This is a genomic window from Maribacter confluentis (assembly GCF_030505015.1).
GTDB classification, from domain to species: domain Bacteria; phylum Bacteroidota; class Bacteroidia; order Flavobacteriales; family Flavobacteriaceae; genus Maribacter; species Maribacter sedimenticola.
The window spans coordinates 1,626,603-1,647,183 of sequence record NZ_JAUKUC010000001.1 but is presented as its reverse complement, the minus strand read 5'-3'; the positions used below and the strand labels follow the sequence as shown (position 1 = coordinate 1,647,183).

Here is a 20,581-nt window from a genome sequence, read left to right as displayed (position 1 = left end):
AATGCTCAATAGAAAAAACAAACTCTTACTTTTAAAGGTACTGAGTCTTTTTTCGGTAGTAAGGGGCTATAATATTTTGGTGATTGCCTTAGCGCAATATTTAGCCTCTATTTATATTTTAGCGCCAGATTTACCTTTAAGACAAGTGGTTTTTGATGTTAATTTATTGGTTATCGTCATGGCATCTGCCATGGTCATTGCGGCAGGTTATATCATTAATAATTTTTATGATGCAGAAAAAGACCTCATCAACAAACCAAGAAAAAGTATGTTGGATCGTTTGGTGAGCCAACGCTTTAAATTGACTACTTATTTCGTATTGAACTTTTTGGCGGTTATTGCGGCAAGTTATGTTTCGTTCAGGGCCGTATTCTTTTTTTCATCCTATATTTTTGGAATCTGGTTATACTCCCATAAACTTAAGAGAGTTCCCCTATTGGGAAATTTTATTTCCGCTACTTTGGCCATAACACCGTTCTTTGTGGTATTTGTATATTATAAAAATTTTGAGAATGTAATTTTTGTCCATGCTATATTTCTTTTTTTACTGATTTTGGCACGTGAAATGGTAAAAGATCTGGAAAATATTTCTGGTGATGTTGCGCAAAATTATAGTACTATACCTATAATTTATGGGGCTAACATTTCTAAAACGATTATTACATGTTTAATTTTATTTACCCTATTGCCATCATTATTATTGATATTCAAGTTTGATATTGGTTATATGAATTTTTACTTTATCGGGTGTATAGGATTACTTCTTTTGTTCATTATTTTGTTGTTAAAATCAAAGAACAAGAAAGATTATGTATGGTTGCATAATATTCTAAAACTTATCATTGTAGCGGGGGTCTTTAGTATATTGTTAATAGATATTGACTTGGTACTCAATAGAATTTTGTAGTTCCTAGGATTATGTTGAAGATAAAAATTTGAACGGTAGTGCAATTTGCTACCTTTGTATAAAATTGGTACAGTTATGAGTAGGGATGATTCAAGTAGGGGAAAAAAGGCTTCAGGTAGACAGGGTGGTAATTTCAAGAAAAAAAGCTACGCCCGTGGCAATGCGCCAATAAAAAAGAATGTTACACCAAACAAGCCCTACGATCCAAATTCTATACGTCTAAATAAATATGTGGCCAACTCTGGTGTTTGTTCACGTAGAGATGCGGACATTTACATTGCTGCAGGTAATGTAACGGTCAATGGTAAGCCAATTACCGAAATGGGCTATAAAGTAAAACTGACAGATGAGGTAAAGTTTGATGGTCAATTACTGAACCCTGTAAAAAAGGAATATGTGCTGCTTAACAAACCAAAGGACTTTGTTACTACAATTAGGGATGAAAAGGGCAAAAGGCATGTTTCTGGATTAATTTCAAGTGCCTCGAAATCAAAATTGTTACCGATAGATAAATTGGAAAAGGAAGATACCGGCTTATTACTTTTTACCAATGATGGTAGTATGACCAAAATTTTGAAAAGTCCAATAAACGGAATGCGCAAAATTTATCATGTAGTGCTGGATGTTGAACTACGTAGCGCAGATTTAAAGAAGATACAGGAAGGTGTTGTAGTCGATGAAAAACCCGTACGCGTGCAGGACATCAGTTATATCGCAGATGCACCTAAGAGAGAGGTAGGGATTGAAATCTATAGTTCCAGGAATAAAATTGTTAAGCGCCTGTTTGAAACCTTGGGTTACAATATTCAAAGATTGGACCGGGTAGTTTATGGCGGGTTGACCAAAAAGGATTTACCTAGAGGGCATTGGAGGTATTTGACCCAACAAGAAATCATTAATCTAAAAATGATCAAATAATCCTATGTTTTCTTAATTACTCTGTAGGGAATCCTTCGCCAAATCTATAAGTAGCAATTATTCCGTGGGAATTGCCCAGAGGAGAATTGTTCGTGGCAATATTGTAACTGTAAATGGCCCTTATATTTTTAAACAGATAAATTCCTGCCAATAAATTTATTGAGGAGTTTGTCCTATACCCTGTGCCAAGTTCAAATTTATTTTTAAAACTTATGGCAACATTCATATCTACTTGAAATGGAGATCCTTTTTCATACTTTAAAAGTAAGTTGGGCTTGACCATCAGTTCCTCAAATTTATTGGAGAAAAACCGGTATCCCAAATATCCATAATAAGGGACGTTGATTTCCACATTATCATCAGAAACCAATAAATCACCAATTACATTGGGTGTGGACAAGCCAACATAAACGTCCGCTAGATTTAAAAGAAAACCTAGGCCCACCGTAGGTATGGTCGCATTAATGTTCATTGCAAAATTAGGATCGTTCATTATGCCCAATTCCAATAGATTGTCCTGGTATTGTTGTACACCAGGAGAGATGGAAAAAGATAGTGAGTTGGGCGTATATATTTGCCAATAGGGTCTATTCTTTTTTGTATCAAAGAAAATCTTATAGGAATAGGTTGCAAAACCACTCGTTGAAGTGGTTACACCGATCTCATCCCTTATGAGTCCGGCACCAAGTCCTATCTTGCCTCTGTTGAACGGACTATGGAAACTAAGTGCAAAACTTGTGGGACTTCCTTCTATTTGATTAAAAAAACCTGTATTACTTATGCCTATTTCCGCGCTTGGGGCCAATCCGGCAAAAGCAGAATTTACCAAATACGGATTATAATTGTATTCAGAAAAACTAGGTGACTGTTGTGCTAAAATGCTATGTATGGCAAATATGAAAAGTAGTGCTGCAAAAGCGATGTTTTTATATAAATGTTTCATGTGACTATCGCTTTAATACAAGGAAACCTTGAGTTTTGTTTAAAATAGTTTCACCCTCTATTTGTATATTGAAGAAGTAAGTACCAGATGGCAGTATATCCGCTCCCATTTTGGTTTTCATATTGGCGGTTCCCGAGAAAATGTGTGATGCATTATCATAATTTTCAATTTGAAAAACCATATCGCCCCAACGGTTATAAATGGTGACAACATTTTGCGGATAATATTCTATATGTTCAATATGCCAATAGTCATTTATACCATCTCCATTTGGTGAGAATCCGTATTTTGTATCGTCTTCCGGTACTAAAGTGGTAAAGGTAAATTTATCACAATCCATTGCGTCTCCAACAGTATTATAGGCCGTTATGGTTACATGGATTTCAGTGCCAAAAGGGAATTCTTCAGGGTGTGTATAGCTTGTTTCCGTACCCATATCCAAATTGTCTGCCAGGTCATTTTTTTGTGATGAAGTACCAATAGATATGCGATAACCATCTGTTTTTTCTACCTCGTTCCATGTTATAACACTTTCCAACGGAACATCACGTTCCCCATTTGCAGGGGATACTATTGTGGCACAATCCGGAGCTATCCTACCGGTTTCAAAGCTATCATACGAGCAATTTTGAGCATCTCCCGATGTATTGTATGGAATTATGCTTACATAGATCATTGTTTCCGATGGAAGATTTTCTGCGAACGTGTAGCTCGTCAAAGATGCAACATCTTCGTTTTCAACAATATCCGTACCGTTGGGTGTTGTACCTACCGATATTCTATAGCCATCGGCATCAAACACACTGTTCCATTCTATATCTGTAGTAACGGGGATATTTATTCCATTTTGCAATGGTGCATTTAGATCGGTACATACAGGTAAAGGGCGTATGGTAAAACTTTCGGGAGAGCATCCCGCTGCATTTCCAAGCTCATTGTAGGGAACTATGGTAACCGTTACGGTTTCTCCCTCATTAAAATTCTGAGGAAATGTGTACGACGTATCTGTAATGTCCAAATTGTCAACATTGTTGATCGTGCTAGAATCTGCCGTTACTGTTAGCCTATAACCGTTTGCATAAGGGTCCTCATTCCAGGATATTTCATTTACCTGTGCCAACACTTGACCATTTTCCGGAGAATTAAGATTGGTACAGTTAGGAATTGGTTTTATCGTGAAGCTTTCTGCTGGGCAGTTTATAGCTTCACCGGCATCGTTGTAGGGAGTAATGGAAACGGTAACCGTTTCCCCTTGCTCAAATTCGTTAGGGAACGTATAGGTGTTGCCAGAAGTTATGTCAAGATCTATAACATTGTTTACTGTACTACTGCTCGCCGTTACTGAAAGTCTGTACCCCACAGCTGTATCAATGTGCATCCATTCCAAGGTTGGGTCAACAGGTAGGTCAATTGCACCATTTACAGGTGATATTAAGTTGGTACAAACCGGTACGGACTCTATGGTAAAACGTTCCGTAGCGCAGCCAATGGCGTTTCCTGATTCATTATAAGGAACAATTTGTACGGATACCGTTTCACCTTGGTCAAAACTGGAATTAAAAGTATACGAGGTATCCGTAGTTTTAAGTTCGGTTATATTATTTGCAGTACTGGCATTTGCGGTTACAGATACAAAATATCCGATCGCATCGCTCACTGCATTCCATGAAATAGAAGTGTCCAAATCTACATTTGTAGCTTCATTTAGCGGTGCGCTTAAGGTTGTACAACTAGGTACAGGTTTAATGGTAAAAGATTCTGAATTACACCCTATGGCATCACCTGAAGTATTATAAGGTATTACGGTTACCGTTACGGTTTCCCCTTGTTCAAAATCATTGAGGAAATTATAGGAGTTACCTGTGGTAACATTGGTATCCGTTAAATTATTTGCCGTACTGTTACTGGCCGTTACGGTTAATTTGTAACCTTCGGCGCCTATAACGGGTGTCCATTCTATGTTAGTGTCCGTGTTAACATCTACCGCATTGGAAAGAGGTTCTGTTAACGTTGTACAATTTGGTCTAGGTGGTGGAACAATGGTAAAGCTTTCTGGAGTACAAGGGCCTACCGCATCACCAAAACTATTGTAAGGAACAATGGTCACGGTAACCGTTTCCCCTTGTTCAAAGTTATTGGGAAAGTTATAGGTAGTTCCTGAAGATATGTCTAGCCCCATAACATTGTTTGCTGTAGTAATACTAGCGTTTACCGTTAACTTATAACCAACTGCACCGGCAGTAGCATTCCATTCAATACCTGTGTCTACGGGTACATTGACCGCTAAATTTGCAGGGCTTGATAGGCTTGTGCACTGGGGAGGACCGTTGGTAGTAAAACGTTCTTCGCCACATGTTGGATTGCCGTTGTCGTTATAAGGAGTTATAGTAACAAAAATTGTAGTATTCTCAGGCAAGTCTGTTGCTAGATCATAGGTAATGACGTTACCTACGTCTCCGGAAAAAATATCCGAACCACCCGATGAAGTTCCTACGGTCAGTAAATATCCTGTAGCCGAGGTCTGTTCTACCCAGGTTAGATTGGTACTTGGATCAACACCGGTAGCATTGTTGCTAGGTGAGGTCAACATGGTACATGAAGGGGGAATACTGGAATCTCCAGTAGTAAAAGTCTCTTCCGTACAGTTAGCGGCATCACCTTCCAAATTATACGGTGTAATCGTTACATAATGTAATCTTCCTTCCTGCAGGTCTACAGGAATATCATAAGTGGTAACATTGCCTACATCTATATTGTTCGCAACTTCATTTCCTCCGGCAGTCGTACCAACTTTGACCAAATATCCTGTAGCATTATATATGGCGTTCCAAGTCAAATGAGTGTCTTTAGCAACATCAACGGCACCATTAAGGGGCAGTGTTAGATTGGTACAGGTAGGAGGTACGGGAATTATTTCTGTATGGAAAACTTCTTCTGTACAAGTGGCGTTGCCCTCATCATTATATGGGGTAATAGTAACATAAATATCACTGTCCTCCGGTAGATCTGTGGTAAATTCGTAATGTATGGTATTGCCCACATCTAATCCGTTCAAGATATCAGTAGCTCCGGACGATGTACCCACATTTAATAGGTAGCCATCTGCATTGGAAATAGGGTTCCAACTTAAATCTGTGCCAACGGAAATGTCATTGGCTCCGTTTAAGGGAGCTGTCAAGGAAGTACATTCAGGTATAGTTGCGGGATCATTGGATATGGTAAAGCTTTCTTCCGTACACGGACCAACGGCTTCCCCTTCATCGTTAAAAGGAATTAAAGTTACAAATATGATATCCCCTGTATTGAAATTGGTTGCAAATTCATAGGATGTTTCGTTGATAATGGTTTCATCGTCCACGATATCATTACCTCCTGCAGAGGTGCCTACGGTTAACCGATATCCTTGGGCAAACAAAGTGGGTTCCCATGTAATGTTCGTATTTACCGGTACATCTGTATCGCCATTTAATGGGGACGCCAATAATGTACACTCGGGTATAGGGCAATCGCGAACATCCAAATCAAATGTCCAACCAAAACTGGTCATGATGGACAATCTTTCTTCTTGGGCATCACAATAGGGTAATCCTTGTGCACCTAACGTAATTCCATTGGTAAGGGTTTGATCAGACCAAGCAATTAAAGTATTGTCGTAATTTTCCCTAGTTAGCGCCGTATTGTCCAACATATCGGTCATGTTATTGACACCACTAATATCCCAATCTCCCAGATATTGGTTAAAAGTAGTTGCATTATAAAAAGCGGAGCGCATACTTACATCACCTAAATTCCATAAATCCATAGCTTGATTATAAGCGGTAGCGTCCCTAAACATATAATCCATATTATCCACACCGGAAACACGCCAATTATTGAGATTTTGGTTAAAAGAGCTAGCTCCATTGAACATATTTTGCATGGTAGTGACCCCACGAACGTTCCAACCCGCTATATTTTCATTAAAACTGGTTGCGTTTTGGAACATGCTGCTCATTGTATTTACAGATGCCACGTTCCAACTGTTCAAGGACCTGTTGAACGCATATGCCTCCCTAAACATATTTGCCATAGTGGTTACATAGGTTACGTTCCAGGAATCAATATCTTGGTCGAAAACATTTGCCCCATAAAACATTGAGGCCATATTTTTGGCTTTTTCGGTATTCCAATTATTTAAGGGTTGGTTGAACACTGCAGCATTTTGGAACATTGATTCAAAATTGGTAACTACAAAAACATTCCAATTGTTCATAGGTTGATTATATGCCTCGGCATCTTCAAACATGGACTCCATTAATGTTACGGAACTTACGTTCCAGTTGTCAAGAGGTTGGTTAAAAATAATGGCATCTTCAAACATAGCGCTCATATTGGCCACTGCACTTACATCCCAATTGTTTAAGGGTTGGTTAAAACTTTGGGTGCCCCTGAACATGCCGCTCATATTCACTACTGAATTTACGTCCCAATTATTTAGTGCTTGGTTGTATGAGGTGGCGTAATTGAACATATAGGACATGCTGATAACATTGGTTACGTTCCAGCTTTCAATATTTTGATTAAATGAAGTTGCTGAGCTGAACATTGAGGACATATTGGTTACATTGTCTACGGTCCAATCGTTAAGCGGTTGGTCAAATACACTGGCACCATAAAACATAGATGACATATTGGTTACTTTAGAAACATCCCATGAGTTTAAGGGTTGGTTAAATGCTTTAGCGCTATAGAACATACCACTGGTAAGGGTAACATTGCTTACGTCCCAATTATCAATATTTTGATTAAATAGTTCTGCATCATAGAACATTTCATGCATATTGGTTACCGATGAAACATCCCAATTATCCAAAGGTTGGTTAAAGACATCTGCTCTTTGGAACATTTGGCGCATAGAGGTTACGGAGGATACATTCCAATTATTCAATGGTTGGTTATAATTGTCCGTATTGGAGAACATGTTATACATACTGGTAACCTTTGAAACATCCCAACCGTTGATATTTTGATTGAATTCATTTGCGGTATCAAACATATTGTCCATTCTGGTGACATTACTTACATTCCAGGTATCCATGGGCTGGTTGTAAATGTATGCTTGGTAAAACATGGCGCTCATGTCCGTAACATTGCTTACATCCCAATTATTGATGTTGGTATTGAACAAAGTTGCTCTTCTGAACATACTTCGCATGTCTGTCACCATAGACAAATTAGGGATATCCGTAGCATTATACTCCATATTCTCACAGAAGTAAAATGTTTGTCTCATACTTTCCCATACCTGCGATCCCCATTGGTCCATTGAAATTAATTTAAGGTTGTCCCTGTTGGAGGAGGCATGGTAAAATGATGGGAAATCTCCTATAATAGATATGGTATATATACCTGGGGCCAAATAGGTATGGGTAATATCACTACTTACATTATTGTTGTATTGTCCATCTCCCCAATCTATATTAAAATCATAATCCAAGCTACTTAACAATTGTAATCTATATTGATTAGTGGCCGTAGACTGGGTATCTAAATTTCTGGTGTCGATCGTGAATTTAAACGCATCGGGATTATTGACCCAACTTTCAACCACGGTAAAACTAATCTCCTGGCATCCTGTGGCAGGGCCTTCGCTGTTGTACGGAACTACGGTTACAAATACCGTATCCCCAGCCAAAAACTCATTGGTGAAACTTACGCCCACTACATTTCCAATATCATAATTGTTTGCAGGGTTGCCGTTTATACTTACATAACTTCTTGTGCCACCTCTTTCAACTTCTATGGTAACCCTATAACCATCTGCATTTGGGGCAGGGTCCCAACGTATATCACTATTTGCGGGAGTAGCGGTATCACTGGCATGTGGCATGGTAATATCCGTACAAAGTACGTAAGAGCAGTTTACGGCATCTCCTAAAATGTTCCATCCATCATCATCGATCAAACTCTGCCGTTGTGGTAAGGCATCACAATATTGTAGATTGGTTGCGCCTAAGGTTAATCCTGTACGTACCGTTTGGTTGGACCAAGCGGTAAGGATGGCATCGTAATTTTGTTGGGAGATACCACTGTTAGAAAGCATATTACCTAAATTGGTAACGGAACCTATATCCCAAACCCCAAGGTTTTGATTATACGCGGAAGCATTGTTAAATGCGCTTCCCATGTTGGTTACCTTACTTACGTCCCAGTTGTTGAGAGGGTGGTTGTAAATAGAATTACTGGCAAAAATAAATGAAATATTGGTAAGGCTGCTCGTTGTCCAATTGTTCAAGGGTTGGTCAAAACCATCATTTTGTTGAAACATATATTGCATGTTGCTTACATTGCTAACGTTCCAATTGTTCAAGGGTTGGTTAAAGGCGTCTGCATTGCGGAACATTTGTGACATATTGGTCACTGATGAAACGTTCCAGTTATTGATATTTTGGTTGAACGTAGTGCTATTGTAGAACATAGAGCTCATATCCGTTACGTTGCTAACGTCCCAATTGTTCAAAGGCTGGTTAAATGACGTAGAGGTAGGGGATGAAGTTCCTGCAAACATAGATTGCATGGTCGTTACTGCAGATACATCCCAATCATTCAACGGTTGGTCAAAAAGTCTTGCATTACGGAACATTTGGGCCATGTTGGTAACATTGCTTACATCCCAATTGCTCAAAGGTTGATTAAAATTAGGGGTATCGGCAAACATTTGCTGCATAGAGGTTACCTTGGCAACATCCCAGTCTTTCATAGGATAACTAATGGCAGATTCGTGAAACATACGGGTCATATCTGTAACATTGCCTACCTGCCATGAGCTAAGGTCTTGGTTAAAGTCGTTGGTCCTGAAGAACATTAAGTTCATATCGGTAACTTGGCTTACGTCCCAATTGCCCAAAGGTTGATTGAATTTTCTACAGGCAACGAACATACCGGCCATGTCCGTAACTTGACTAACGTTCCAGTTACTGATGTTTTGGTTAAAGTTCACACAGGAATAGAACATTTCTTTCATGGAGGAAACTGCAGATGTATTCCAATTGTCCAATGGTTCGTTGAACGATGAACAGTTTTTAAATGTTTCAGACATATCGGTAACCAAGTTCGTCGTCCAGTTGTCCAATGGCCTATTAAATACGGAGCAACTTGCAAACATTCCTGATATATCCGTTACGTTGCTCACATCCCAAGAATTAACAATTCCGTTAAATGAATAACATTCCCTAAACGTATTTTTTAAACTGCTTACTTGGGATAGGTCCGGAGCGGCTATAGCATCAAAATTTAGGTTTTCACATCCAAAAAAGGCATTTTCCATACTTTGCCATTGAATGTTTCCCCAATCTAAAATTTCTATGATTTTATTTCTATCTCCGGTATCATTAAAATATATAGCGGGAAAACTACCGCTGATTTTTATGGTATAGGTTCCAGAGGTGGCGTACGTGTGTACTATATTGCCGGTTACATTGGCATTTGAAGTACCATCTCCCCAATCTACATTATAATTATATGTGGTATATGCAGGGTTGGTAGGAATGCTGACTTCATTGTTCCCCGAAGAGCCGGAACTACTATTAGTGGTAGTCCAAATGGTCGTAAATTCTTGGGAGGATAGGTTTATGCTTATGAATAAAAGTAAGAGGGATATAACTTTCGTTAAGTTAGGCATGTTGTTGGTTTTGTGCGATGTAGTATCATCAAATATGATAATGAACGCTAAGTGTTAAAATTATTTGTTGTGTAAGGGCAAATAATAAGTGTGAACCATAACAATACTGTTGAAGTTGGTCAAAATCAGTTAATTGTATATGGTTCGTTATTGCTTAAGGGGTAGTATTTTACGCAATAGAATCAGTGTGGGTTTTGAACATGGTATATTTTAGGGTCAGCAAAAAATAATCTTAATGTCTAATACCCAAGATTTAAATACATCCACATTTAATTTTAGGCATCTACCAAGGTTAATGGTAGATACCTTTAAGGCATGGATGGCTAAAGAACCATTTCAAATAAGTGCCGTAATCGCTTATTACGCTATACTTTCATTACCGGGTCTTTTAATATTGATTTTGGAACTGGTAGGAGGTATATGGGGAAAAGAAATTGTGCGTGGAGAATTATTCGCCGAGATTTCATCTGCTATGGGGCCGGAAACCGCACAATCTATCCAAGAAATGATTGCAGATAGAGGTAGCGAAAATACCTCCGTAATTGCCACTATTCTAGGGGTTGGGGTTCTCATTTATGGTGCGACCGGAGTATTTTATCAATTACAAAATGCGTTGAACGATATTTGGAATGCAAAACCAAAATATACCAATGAAGTACTTTCTACACTTTTCATGCGGTTGAAAGGATTTGGTTTCATACTAATATTCGGTTTTTTATTGCTTATAAGTTTTGTACTTACTTCATTTTTATCCGCTTTTTCAGCTCATTTGTCCAGGTTGTTGCCAGAAGGCATGTTAGCTTTGGGTTTTGTTTTGGATATTCTATTGTCACTCACATTTATCTACTTGTTGTTTGGCGCAATGTTCAAGTATTTACCCAGTACCCTTGTACGTTGGAAGGCGGTTAAAGTAGGGGCCGCATTGACCACTTTTTCATTTTTAATTGGAAAATATGCTTTGGCTTTCTATTTTGGAAAGGCAGAGCCTGGGTCAACATATGGAGCCGCCGGAAGCATAATTTTGGTTATGCTCTGGGTTTCGTACTCTAGCTTGATCGTTACATTTGGTGCACAATTCACCAAAATATATTCGGACAAGTATGTGAAAAGGGACTAGACCTTTTTCATCTTTTCCGCAATTTCTTTTAGGCACAAGTTACCTAAACTTCCTTCATGGGTATGATGTATATCCCTTTTTGGTGAAAATGTACCTTCCTGAATTTCCATACCCATTTTTTTATAGGCATCCCTAAACGGCATACCATTTTGCACAAGCTCGTTAAGGGTGTCCACACTAAATAAATAGTCATATTTAGGGTCTTCCAGAATAGCAGTGTTAACTTGTATTTCCTTAAGGCTGAAAGTAAGTATTTCAATACAGGCTTTCATATCCTGAATGGCAGGTACAATAATTTCCTTTACCAATTGAAGGTCCCTATGATATCCGCTGGGAAGATTGTTGATGACTAATGTCAATTGATTGGGAATGGATTGGAGTTTGTTGCATTTACCTCTTATCAATTCAAATACATCCGGATTTTTTTTGTGCGGCATTATACTTGAGCCTGTGGTCAACTCGTCCGGAAAAGAAATAAAATTAAAGTTCTGACTCATGTAAAGACATATGTCCATAGCCATTTTAGAGAGGGTTGCGGCAATATTTGCCAAACCAAAGGCTGCAGCTTTTTCTGCCTTTCCACGGCTCATTTGAGCTGCTACAACATTATATTTCATTGTTTCAAAGCCCATTTCCTTTGTGGTGAAACTACGGTCTATATCAAAAGAGCTGCCATATCCTGCGGCACTTCCCAACGGGTTTTGGTCCGCTACTTTAAAAGCGGCCTCTATAAAATATAGGTCGTCTATTAAACTTTCAGCATAGGCAGAGAACCAAAGCCCAAAAGAGGACGGCATGGCTATTTGTAGGTGGGTATAACCAGGCAACAGTACCTCCTTGTGTTCTTCCGCCTTTACTATTAAAAGGTTGAACAAGGACTTTGTCATTGACTTAATTTCTTTCAATTCATCTTTTAAATAAAGATGCATGGCCACTAAAACCTGATCGTTTCTTGATCGTGCGGTATGTATTTTTTTACCGGTATCTCCTAGGCTCAAAGTAAGCATGTATTCAATTTTTGAATGCATGTCCTCAAAGGATTTTTCTATAGAAAACGTACCTTTTTCAATTCTGGCTGCAATTAGATTTAGCTCATCTACCAATTCCTTGGTTTCCTTAGTGGTCAACAAACCAATTTTGCCTAGCATTTTCGCATGGGCTTTTGAGGCTATGACATCATATTTTGCCAAGTGAAGGTCTAACTCCCTATCATTGCCCACTGTAAAATGGTCTATTTTTTTATCAGTGCTAAATCCTTTATCCCAAAGTTTCATAATTCAATTTCAATTAGTAGTTCAAATATCATATTTAAATATGCTATCCGTACAGTATGGTATGTTAATTCTAAGTGAACTGCCTATTGCAAAAATCCTTTTAATAATTTAATATACAAATCTATGCCTTCCTCAATTTCATGAACATAAATAAATTCATTGGCAGAATGGGAACGTGTACTATCACCTGGTCCTAATTTTAAGGATTGGCAACTTAATGCCGCCTGATCGGACAGGGTGGGAGAGCCGTAAGTGGACCTTCCCAACGCAATACCGGATTGTACCAAAGGATGGTCCTTGTCTATTTTAGAAGAATTTAAACGTAAAGACCGTTCCTTGATAGAACAAGGGGCCTCTTTCTTCAAAATATCTGCTATTTCCTTATTTGAATATGCATCGTTAACCCTTACATCTACGACTAAATCTACATGTGCAGGCACTACGTTGTGCTGGGTGCCGGCATTAATTTGGGTAACGGTCAATTTTACATCTCCAAGTGCCTCTGAAGTTTTTTTGAATTTATAATTCTTGAACCAATTGAGTGCATCAATTGTATTATAGATTGCATTGTCCGTATTAGGATGTGCGGCATGTGATGGGGTGCCTTTTACCACAGCATCAAAAACGACCAAACCTTTTTCCGCTATGGCTAACTGCATAAGGGTAGGTTCTCCTACAATGGCCACGTCAATTGGTGGAAGTTTGGGCAATAGCCCCCTAAGACTATTTTCCCCGGCATTTTCCTCTTCTGCGGAAGCCACCATTAAAATGTTATGGTTGAGGTTTTCGGCCTCGTAAAAATTAACGAATGTAGCCAAAAGTGATACCAATGGTCCGCCGGCATCATTACTTCCGAGTCCAAATAACTTACCATCCTCTATATGAGGGTCAAACGGATTTTTGGTATAGGCCGTATTTGGTTTAACCGTATCATGGTGGGAGTTTAGGAGCAGTGTAGGTTTACTATCATTCCAATATTTATTTTTGGCAATAACGTTGTTTATATCTCGCTCGGTTGGGATATTATAACTGGCCAACCAAGCCTGTATGGCAGCTGCGGTCTTATCCTCTTCTTTGGAGAAAGATTCTATTGCAATTAAATTTTTAAGTAATTCAAGTGCGCTTTTCGTAAGTTGTTCTTGATTCATTTTAAAGCGTTATGGTAGTGAACAGTTCTGCGTTTTTTTGGAGCATGCCCACATCTCCCAAGCATACCTTTGCAACATTGTGCTCTAATGCATGAAAGCAGTTATGTAGCTTGGGCAACATGCCATCGGCAATGATACCTTTGTCCAAAAGTTCCTTATAGGTTGTTCTGTTTATATGTTCTATGACCGAATTTTCGTCCTCTATATGCATTAAAACCCCTTTTTTCTCAAAACAATAATATAGTATAACTTCATAATAAGATGCCATTGCAATGGAAATTTCAGCGGCTATGGTATCTGCGTTGGTATTTAGTAACTGACCTTTTCCATCATGGGAAATAGCACAAAATACAGGTGTAATTCCTGTACCCAATAAATTGGCGATCATTTTGGAATTTATCTCGTCAATATCGCCAACAAAACCATAATCTATCTCTTTTACAGGTCTTTTATGAGCTTGAATGCTATTGCCGTCCGCGCCGCTCATACCTAACGCATTAGTACCTTTGGACTGAAGTTGGGCTACAATTTTTTTATTGGCCAAACCAGCATACACCATGGTAATGACATCTACGGTTTCCTTGTCCGTAATACGTCTACCATCTACCATATTAGATGGTATGCCCAATCTAGTGGACAATTTGGTGGCTAATTTTCCACCTCCATGAATCAATACTTTTGGTCCTTTTAATTTAGAAAAGGAATTCAAAAATTGGTCTAGGGCATGGTCATCCTCAATAACGTTACCTCCAATTTTAACTATGGAAACTACTTCTTTCATGTTATGTGTTTATTTTACCTCCATCAATGGTCATTGCAGAACCTGTAATCCAAGACGCATCTTCAGAAACCAGGAACAACGCTAGGTTGGCAACATCACTAGCTTTTCCAAGCCTATTTAAAAGTGTACTCTTACCGGCATTTTCCACGGCCTTGGAAGGATCGTTGAACGCTTTGGCGGAATCATGTAGCAATGGGGTGTCTACAGGTCCTGGACACATGGCATTTACCCTAATGCTTGGGGCGTACTCTACCGCCATTTGGCGCATTAAGGCAAGAGAACCCGCCTTTGAGGCACAATATGCCGGATGTTGCGGAAAACTTTTATAGGCGGCTATAGAGGCATTGATAAGTATTGAACTTCCCGGTTGCTTTTGCAATTCTGGAATGGCATATTTTGAAAGGAGAAATATAGAGGAAAGGTTGGTATGTAACGTGGTATTCCATACGTGTTCCTCTAAATCTGTGACACTACCTATACCTAAAATTCCGGCATTCAAGGAAAGGATATCCAATCTTCCAAATCGTTCCACGGCCAACCGCACAAGTTGTTCGTTATAGGTACCAATGCTTACATCACCACTTAAAAACAGGGCCTGATCTCCTAGTTCCTTTGCCAACTTTTTACCACGTTCTATATTCCTGCCAGATAATACAACGCTGGCGCCATTGGCAACAAAGGATCTTGCAATGGCTTTGCCCATGCCGCTGGTTGCCCCTGTTACTATCGCTACCTTATGTTCAAGTTTATGGCCCACGTTAGTATTTTAAATTCTCCAGTATTTTTTTTAGTACCAACTGCGCCGCATAGGTCCTATTGTTTGCCTGCTCAATGACCAAAGATTGGTCACTATCCAAAACTTCATCTGCTACCACTACATTTCTACGTACGGGTAGGCAATGCATAAATTTTGCCTTGCCTAATTTCTTAAGCGTCATTTGCCAGTTTGGGTCTTGCGATTTTATTTGACCATAATCGTTATAGCTGCTCCAGTTTTTTACATAAACAAAATCGGCGTTTTCTAAAGCTTTTTCTTGGTCGTGCTCAATAGTACAATCTTTTGTGATGTTAGGGTCTAGTTCATATCCTATTGGGTGGGTGATTACAAATTCCGCATGTTGTTTCTGCATCATTTGCACAAAGGAATTGGCTACGGCGTGCGGTAAGGATTTAGGGTGGGGAGCCCAAGATAATACCACTTTAGGATTGTTTTTAAAATTATGTTCTTCCATGGTAATGGCATCGGTAAGGGCCTGTAATGGATGCCCAACGGAACTTTCCATGTTAACGATGGGAACATTGGCATATTTTTTAAATCCGTTCAATACTTCTTCCGCTTCATCTAGTTTCTTATCTATCAGACCGGCAAATGCACGTATGGCAATGATATCACAATATTGGGAAATTACTTGCGCCGCCTCTTTTATATGTTCAGATGTGCCTTGGTCCATAATAGTGCCATCGGCATATTCCAACGCCCACCCTTCGCTTCCAAAATTCATTACAATCACATCCATACCCAAATTCATTGCGGCCTTTTGTGTGCTTAATCGGGTACGTAGAGAATTGTTGAAAAATAGGAGTCCGATCGTCTTATCGCTACCAAGTTTCTTAAATTTTTTAGGGTCTTTTTTTAATGATATGGCTTCTTTTACCCAATTGGACAATACATCTATATCATTTATGGAAAGGTAATTCTTCATGCTTTTATTTTTGTAAATACACTTTTGTTTTCAATAGCATCTATTATGAAATTATCCGCAAGGCCATTGGTGATCCAAGTTTCTATGCCTGCGTTCTTGGCAATTGTTGCGGCATCTATCTTGGACTGCATACCCCCGGTACCGTGTGTGGATTTAGAGTCGCCTATTTCTTGGCTCAACTCATCAAGATCGGATACACTCGTAATGGTTTTAGGGGTATTGCTGGCCAATGAGGCCTTAGTGTAAATACCATCCGTATTGGTCGCGATTATTAAAATATCTGCTGCAAGAAGGGCAGCGGTTAGACCGGCCAATTTATCATTGTCCCCAAACTTGATTTCATCTGTGGCAACGGTATCGTTCTCATTGATTATGGGGATAAAGTTATTGGCGACCAAAACGTTAATGGTGTTCTTAATATTTATTTTTGAACCTTCTTTTTCAAAGTCAGAATAGGATAAAAGGCATTGGGAGGTAAATAAGCCCAATTCACGGAAATTTTCCTGGAAAATCCTCATAAGATGTGGTTGTCCTATGGATGCAAGAGCTTGCTTGACATCAATTTCCTCGCCATTATGTTCTAGTTTTACAAATTGCTTTGCTGCGGCTATAGCTCCGGAACTCACAATGATGAATTCATATTGGTCCTTTAATGCCGCAATTTGCCTTCCTATATCCTCAATTTTACCGCGAGAAATATGGTCGGTATCCTTGGTTAGGGTATTGGAACCAATTTTTAATAAAATTCTCTTTTTCAACATGCTTCTTTGCTTTTAGTCTTAACTATTAGCCCTTTTTTAGGTTTCGATTGCGCATAACCCGACACTATTGTTATTTATTTTACGAACAACGAACAACGAACAACGAATCACTTATCTAACTTGTCCGTTTCCTTTTACATACCATTTGTTAGTCACCAAATGCTGCAGGCCAATAGGGCCGCGTTGGTGTAACTTATCCGTACTGATAGCAAGCTCACCACCTAGTCCAAATTGCCCACCGTCCGTAAATCGGGTAGATGCATTGTGGTAAACTGCGGCACTATCCACAGATTGCATAAAAACCGATGCTTCTTCTTCATTTACGGTTATTATGGCAGCCGAATGGCCACCTCCGTACGTGTTGATGTGTTGTATAGCCTCATCTACATCAGGTACTTGTCCTATTACAATTTTGTAATCTAAAAATTCCTCATACCAAACTGATTCATTGTCCATTTTGGTCGTTCCTTCCAAGCCTGCCAATTTTGCATCGGTTATGATATCCACGTTATATTTTCTTAGGGTCTGTACCAAATGATTTAAGAATTCCATTTTTCGAGGTAAATCTCTGGAAATAATCACTTTATCCACGGCGTTGCAAGCGGAAATTTTAGTGGTCTTGGCATTTACAATAACATCGAGTGCCATTTGTAGGTCTGCCTCATGTGAGACATAGACGAAATTATTGCCCCGCCCGCTAACAATAACTGGACATTGTGCATGTGTTTTAACAAAAGCAATGAGTTTTTCACCACCCCTTGGTACGATCAGATCTAGTTTTTGGGAAGGGTTTTCCAAAAACCGTTGTGTTTCTTCCCTAGAATAATTTAAATATGTTACCCATTCCTTGGAACAGTCACAGGCCTCTAAGGCCTTATGCCAAAGGTTGACCAGTACCAAATTGGAATTCAACGATTCCTTACCTCCTTTTAATAGTATTTTATTTCCTGATTTGAACGCAATTCCTGCAGCCTCAATAGTAACATCTGGCCGAGATTCGTAAATAATCATTATGGTTCCAAAAGGAGCCGTTCTATTGCTTATCTCCAATCCGTTATCATGGGTAAACTTAAAACGCTCTACATATAGCGGATCATCCTGTGCGGCCAATTGCTTTAGGGAAAGTATCATTTCCCCCACCTTTTTTTTATTGACCTTTAAACGGTCTGTCATTGCAATGTCCCCAGATTCAAAAGAAGTTAAATCTTTGTCATTGGCGGATAATAAAATGGATTCTTCTTGCCTTATCAATTCTGCCATGCATAACAATACCGCATTTCGTTTTTCAAGGCTTAGGGTTATACTCATGATAATGCGGTTTTGAGGGCCACAAAGAATGCATCTAGATGTTGTTCCGTGATATTCAGGGCCGGTAATATTCTTAAAACGGTTTTATCCTTGGCACCACCAGTAAAGAGATGATGTTCATGTATCAATTTCTTACGTAATTCCGCTACTTGAAAATCGAACTCCAAACCAAGCATTAAACCTCTTCCTTTTACTCGTTTTACATGCGGTATTTCTGTTGCCTTTTGCCTAAAATAATGTCCAAGCTTTTCTGCATTGGCAATTAAATTTTCATTTTCAATGACTTCCAATACGGCCAAGGTTGCGGTACATGCCAAATGGTTACCTCCAAAGGTTGTACCTAACATACCGTATTTAGCTTTAATGCGCTCATGAATTAAAATTCCGCCAACGGGGAAACCGTTGCCCATACCTTTTGCAATGCTGATAATATCCGGCTTAATGTTATGATGTTGAAAACCAAAAAATTTACCGCTTCTGCCAAATCCACATTGTACTTCATCTGCAATTAACATGACATTGTTCTCTTTACACAAAGCGGCCACGTTTTGGTAAAATTCCGAAGTAGGTTCATCCAAACCGCCAACACCCTGTATAGATTCAATTATAACTGCACAGATATTTTTTTTGACAATTTCATTCTCAAAACTTTTAATATCGTTGAGCGTTAGAAAAGTAACTTTTTGTTGTTGGTTAATAGGGGCGTTGATCGAGGGGTTATCCGTTGCGGCCACCGCGGCTGAGGTACGTCCATGAAAACCATTGTTAAAAGCAATGACCTTGGATTTACCGGTAACAAATGATGCCATTTTTAGGGCATTCTCATTTGCCTCTGCCCCAGAATTGCACATAAATAAGTTATAATCCTCGCAATTGGATACCGCACCCAGTTTTTCCGCTAACTCTTCCTGTAATGGATTTTGAACGGCGTTACTGTAAAAGCCTATTTTATTCAACTGATCTTTTAGCCGTTTTACATAGTGCGGGTGCGTGTGGCCAATGGAGATTACGGCATGACCGCCATAAAAATCCAAATATTCCTGTCCTTTTTCATCCGTCACTACAATACCTTGAGATGAGACCGGGGTTACATTATATAAAGGGTAAACGTCAAATAATTTCATATTTTATCACTTTTCGTTAATAGCTCATATTAAATTTTAAGCAGGCATGTTCGTAACGCTCAGCTGTTCTTAAACTCGGTAATTTTGTCAAAAGATGCCACTATTCCCCTTATTAGGGATGAGCTTAGTCCTTGGTGCTCCATTTCGTTCAGGCCTTTTATGGTACATCCCATGGGTGTGGTGACCCTATCGATTTCCTCTTCCGGATGATTGCCTGATTCAATAAGCAGGCTTGCAGCTCCGTTACAGGTGTGCATAGCTAATTCCTGTGCTTCATGGGCATCAAACCCTAATTGTATGGCCCCTTGGGTAGTGGCACGTATCAAGCGCATCCAAAAAGCGATCCCACTTGCACAGATAACGGTTGCCGCCTGCATTTGACTTTCAGGAATTTCCATGGAATGTCCCATTCTATTGAAAATTGCCTTTGCAAGCTCAACCCTTTTCTTACCTTTTTCATTACTACAGATACAGGTCATGGATTTGCCGACCGAAATAGCCGTGTTGGGCATACTCCTAATAATATAATGGTCCTTTCCTATGACGGCCTCGATCTTAGCAATTCCAAAACCGGTAATGGTAGAAATCAACACATGGTTGTCTGTCAATAGATCCTTTACACTTTCCAAAATTTCAGCAAAATGTACGGGTTGTACGGCAAATATTAAGATATCAGATCGTTGTACGGCCAGTCTATTGTCATCCGTTACGGTAACCTTATCGTATTTTTCAAAATCGGCAATGGACTTTATATCCCGTTTGGTCAAATACATACTGGTGGCGCCATTGCTGTTCAAAATACCCGTGGCTATTGAAAGTCCTAAGTTTCCAGCTCCTATAATTGCTATTTTCATGTTAGTGTCGTTGTTTTATCAAGGGCAGATTAAACGGTACAAAACGGTTACAATATTATGTATTTGGCTTTGTACAAAATGCC

14 protein-coding genes are annotated in these 20,581 nt (G+C 39.2%); 3 read left to right on the top strand and 11 right to left on the bottom strand.

Translation table 11 applies throughout. From position 1 onward, the window contains the following. The first annotated feature begins 1 nt into the window (after nucleotide 1). Together Q2T41_RS07300 and Q2T41_RS07295 are read left to right on the top strand one after the other, a co-directional pair. Complete coding sequence (locus Q2T41_RS07300; RefSeq protein ID WP_304435539.1) at nucleotides 2-907, top strand: geranylgeranylglycerol-phosphate geranylgeranyltransferase; 906 nt, start codon at nucleotides 2-4, stop codon at nucleotides 905-907. 75 nt (nucleotides 908-982) lie between these two features. Then, nucleotides 983-1,825, top strand: coding sequence for a pseudouridine synthase (locus tag Q2T41_RS07295; protein ID WP_304435538.1), 843 nt, complete (start codon nucleotides 983-985; stop codon nucleotides 1,823-1,825). A 16-nt stretch (nucleotides 1,826-1,841) separates the two neighbouring features. On the opposite strand, the gene Q2T41_RS07290 is transcribed toward Q2T41_RS07295, so the two are convergent. Together Q2T41_RS07290 and Q2T41_RS07285 are read right to left on the bottom strand one after the other, a co-directional pair. Beyond that, the gene (locus Q2T41_RS07290) at nucleotides 1,842-2,768 is read right to left on the bottom strand and encodes a PorP/SprF family type IX secretion system membrane protein (protein WP_304435537.1); all 927 of its coding nucleotides are present in this window, start codon (nucleotides 2,766-2,768) and stop codon (nucleotides 1,842-1,844) included. Nucleotides 2,769-2,772: 4 nt separating this feature from the next. Beyond that, nucleotides 2,773-10,428, bottom strand: a complete 7,656-nt coding sequence (locus Q2T41_RS07285; protein WP_304435536.1) for a BspA family leucine-rich repeat surface protein — start codon at nucleotides 10,426-10,428, stop codon at nucleotides 2,773-2,775. 235 nt (nucleotides 10,429-10,663) lie between these two features. Between Q2T41_RS07285 and Q2T41_RS07280 the strand changes: the two genes are divergently transcribed. Next, nucleotides 10,664-11,545 (top strand): YihY/virulence factor BrkB family protein, encoded by an 882-nt coding sequence (locus Q2T41_RS07280; RefSeq protein WP_304435535.1) that lies wholly within the window; start codon nucleotides 10,664-10,666, stop codon nucleotides 11,543-11,545. Here Q2T41_RS07280 and argH read toward each other — a convergent pair. The 9 genes from argH to proC form a co-directional block, all read right to left on the bottom strand. Beyond that, entirely contained in the window at nucleotides 11,542-12,819 is a 1,278-nt protein-coding gene (argH, locus tag Q2T41_RS07275; RefSeq protein ID WP_304435534.1) for an argininosuccinate lyase, read from the bottom strand. The two genes, Q2T41_RS07280 and argH, sit on opposite strands and share 4 nt — an antisense overlap. Nucleotides 12,820-12,902: 83 nt before the next feature. Further along, a complete protein-coding gene (locus Q2T41_RS07270; RefSeq protein ID WP_304435533.1) occupies nucleotides 12,903-13,967 on the bottom strand; it encodes a M20 family metallo-hydrolase in 1,065 nt (354 codons plus the stop codon). A gap of 1 nt (nucleotide 13,968) precedes the next feature. Then, nucleotides 13,969-14,748, bottom strand: a complete 780-nt coding sequence (gene argB, locus Q2T41_RS07265) for an acetylglutamate kinase (RefSeq protein ID WP_304435532.1) — start codon at nucleotides 14,746-14,748, stop codon at nucleotides 13,969-13,971. A gap of 1 nt (nucleotide 14,749) precedes the next feature. Beyond that, complete coding sequence (locus Q2T41_RS07260; RefSeq protein WP_304435531.1) at nucleotides 14,750-15,505, bottom strand: SDR family NAD(P)-dependent oxidoreductase; 756 nt, start codon at nucleotides 15,503-15,505, stop codon at nucleotides 14,750-14,752. A gap of 1 nt (nucleotide 15,506) precedes the next feature. Beyond that, a complete protein-coding gene (locus Q2T41_RS07255) occupies nucleotides 15,507-16,451 on the bottom strand; it encodes a Rossmann-fold NAD(P)-binding domain-containing protein (RefSeq protein WP_304435530.1) in 945 nt (314 codons plus the stop codon). After that, complete coding sequence (proB, locus tag Q2T41_RS07250; protein WP_304435529.1) at nucleotides 16,448-17,212, bottom strand: glutamate 5-kinase; 765 nt, start codon at nucleotides 17,210-17,212, stop codon at nucleotides 16,448-16,450. Before proB ends, Q2T41_RS07255 begins: the two co-directional genes overlap by 4 nt. Before the next feature lie 111 nt (nucleotides 17,213-17,323). After that, a complete protein-coding gene (locus Q2T41_RS07245) occupies nucleotides 17,324-18,520 on the bottom strand; it encodes a glutamate-5-semialdehyde dehydrogenase (RefSeq protein ID WP_304435528.1) in 1,197 nt (398 codons plus the stop codon). Next, nucleotides 18,517-19,644: an aspartate aminotransferase family protein gene (locus Q2T41_RS07240; protein WP_304435527.1), complete on the bottom strand. Its 1,128-nt coding sequence runs from the start codon at nucleotides 19,642-19,644 to the stop codon at nucleotides 18,517-18,519. Before Q2T41_RS07240 ends, Q2T41_RS07245 begins: the two co-directional genes overlap by 4 nt. A gap of 59 nt (nucleotides 19,645-19,703) precedes the next feature. Continuing rightward, nucleotides 19,704-20,498 (bottom strand): pyrroline-5-carboxylate reductase, encoded by a 795-nt coding sequence (gene proC / locus Q2T41_RS07235; protein WP_089260780.1) that lies wholly within the window; start codon nucleotides 20,496-20,498, stop codon nucleotides 19,704-19,706. Nucleotides 20,499-20,581: the final 83 nt, after the last annotated feature.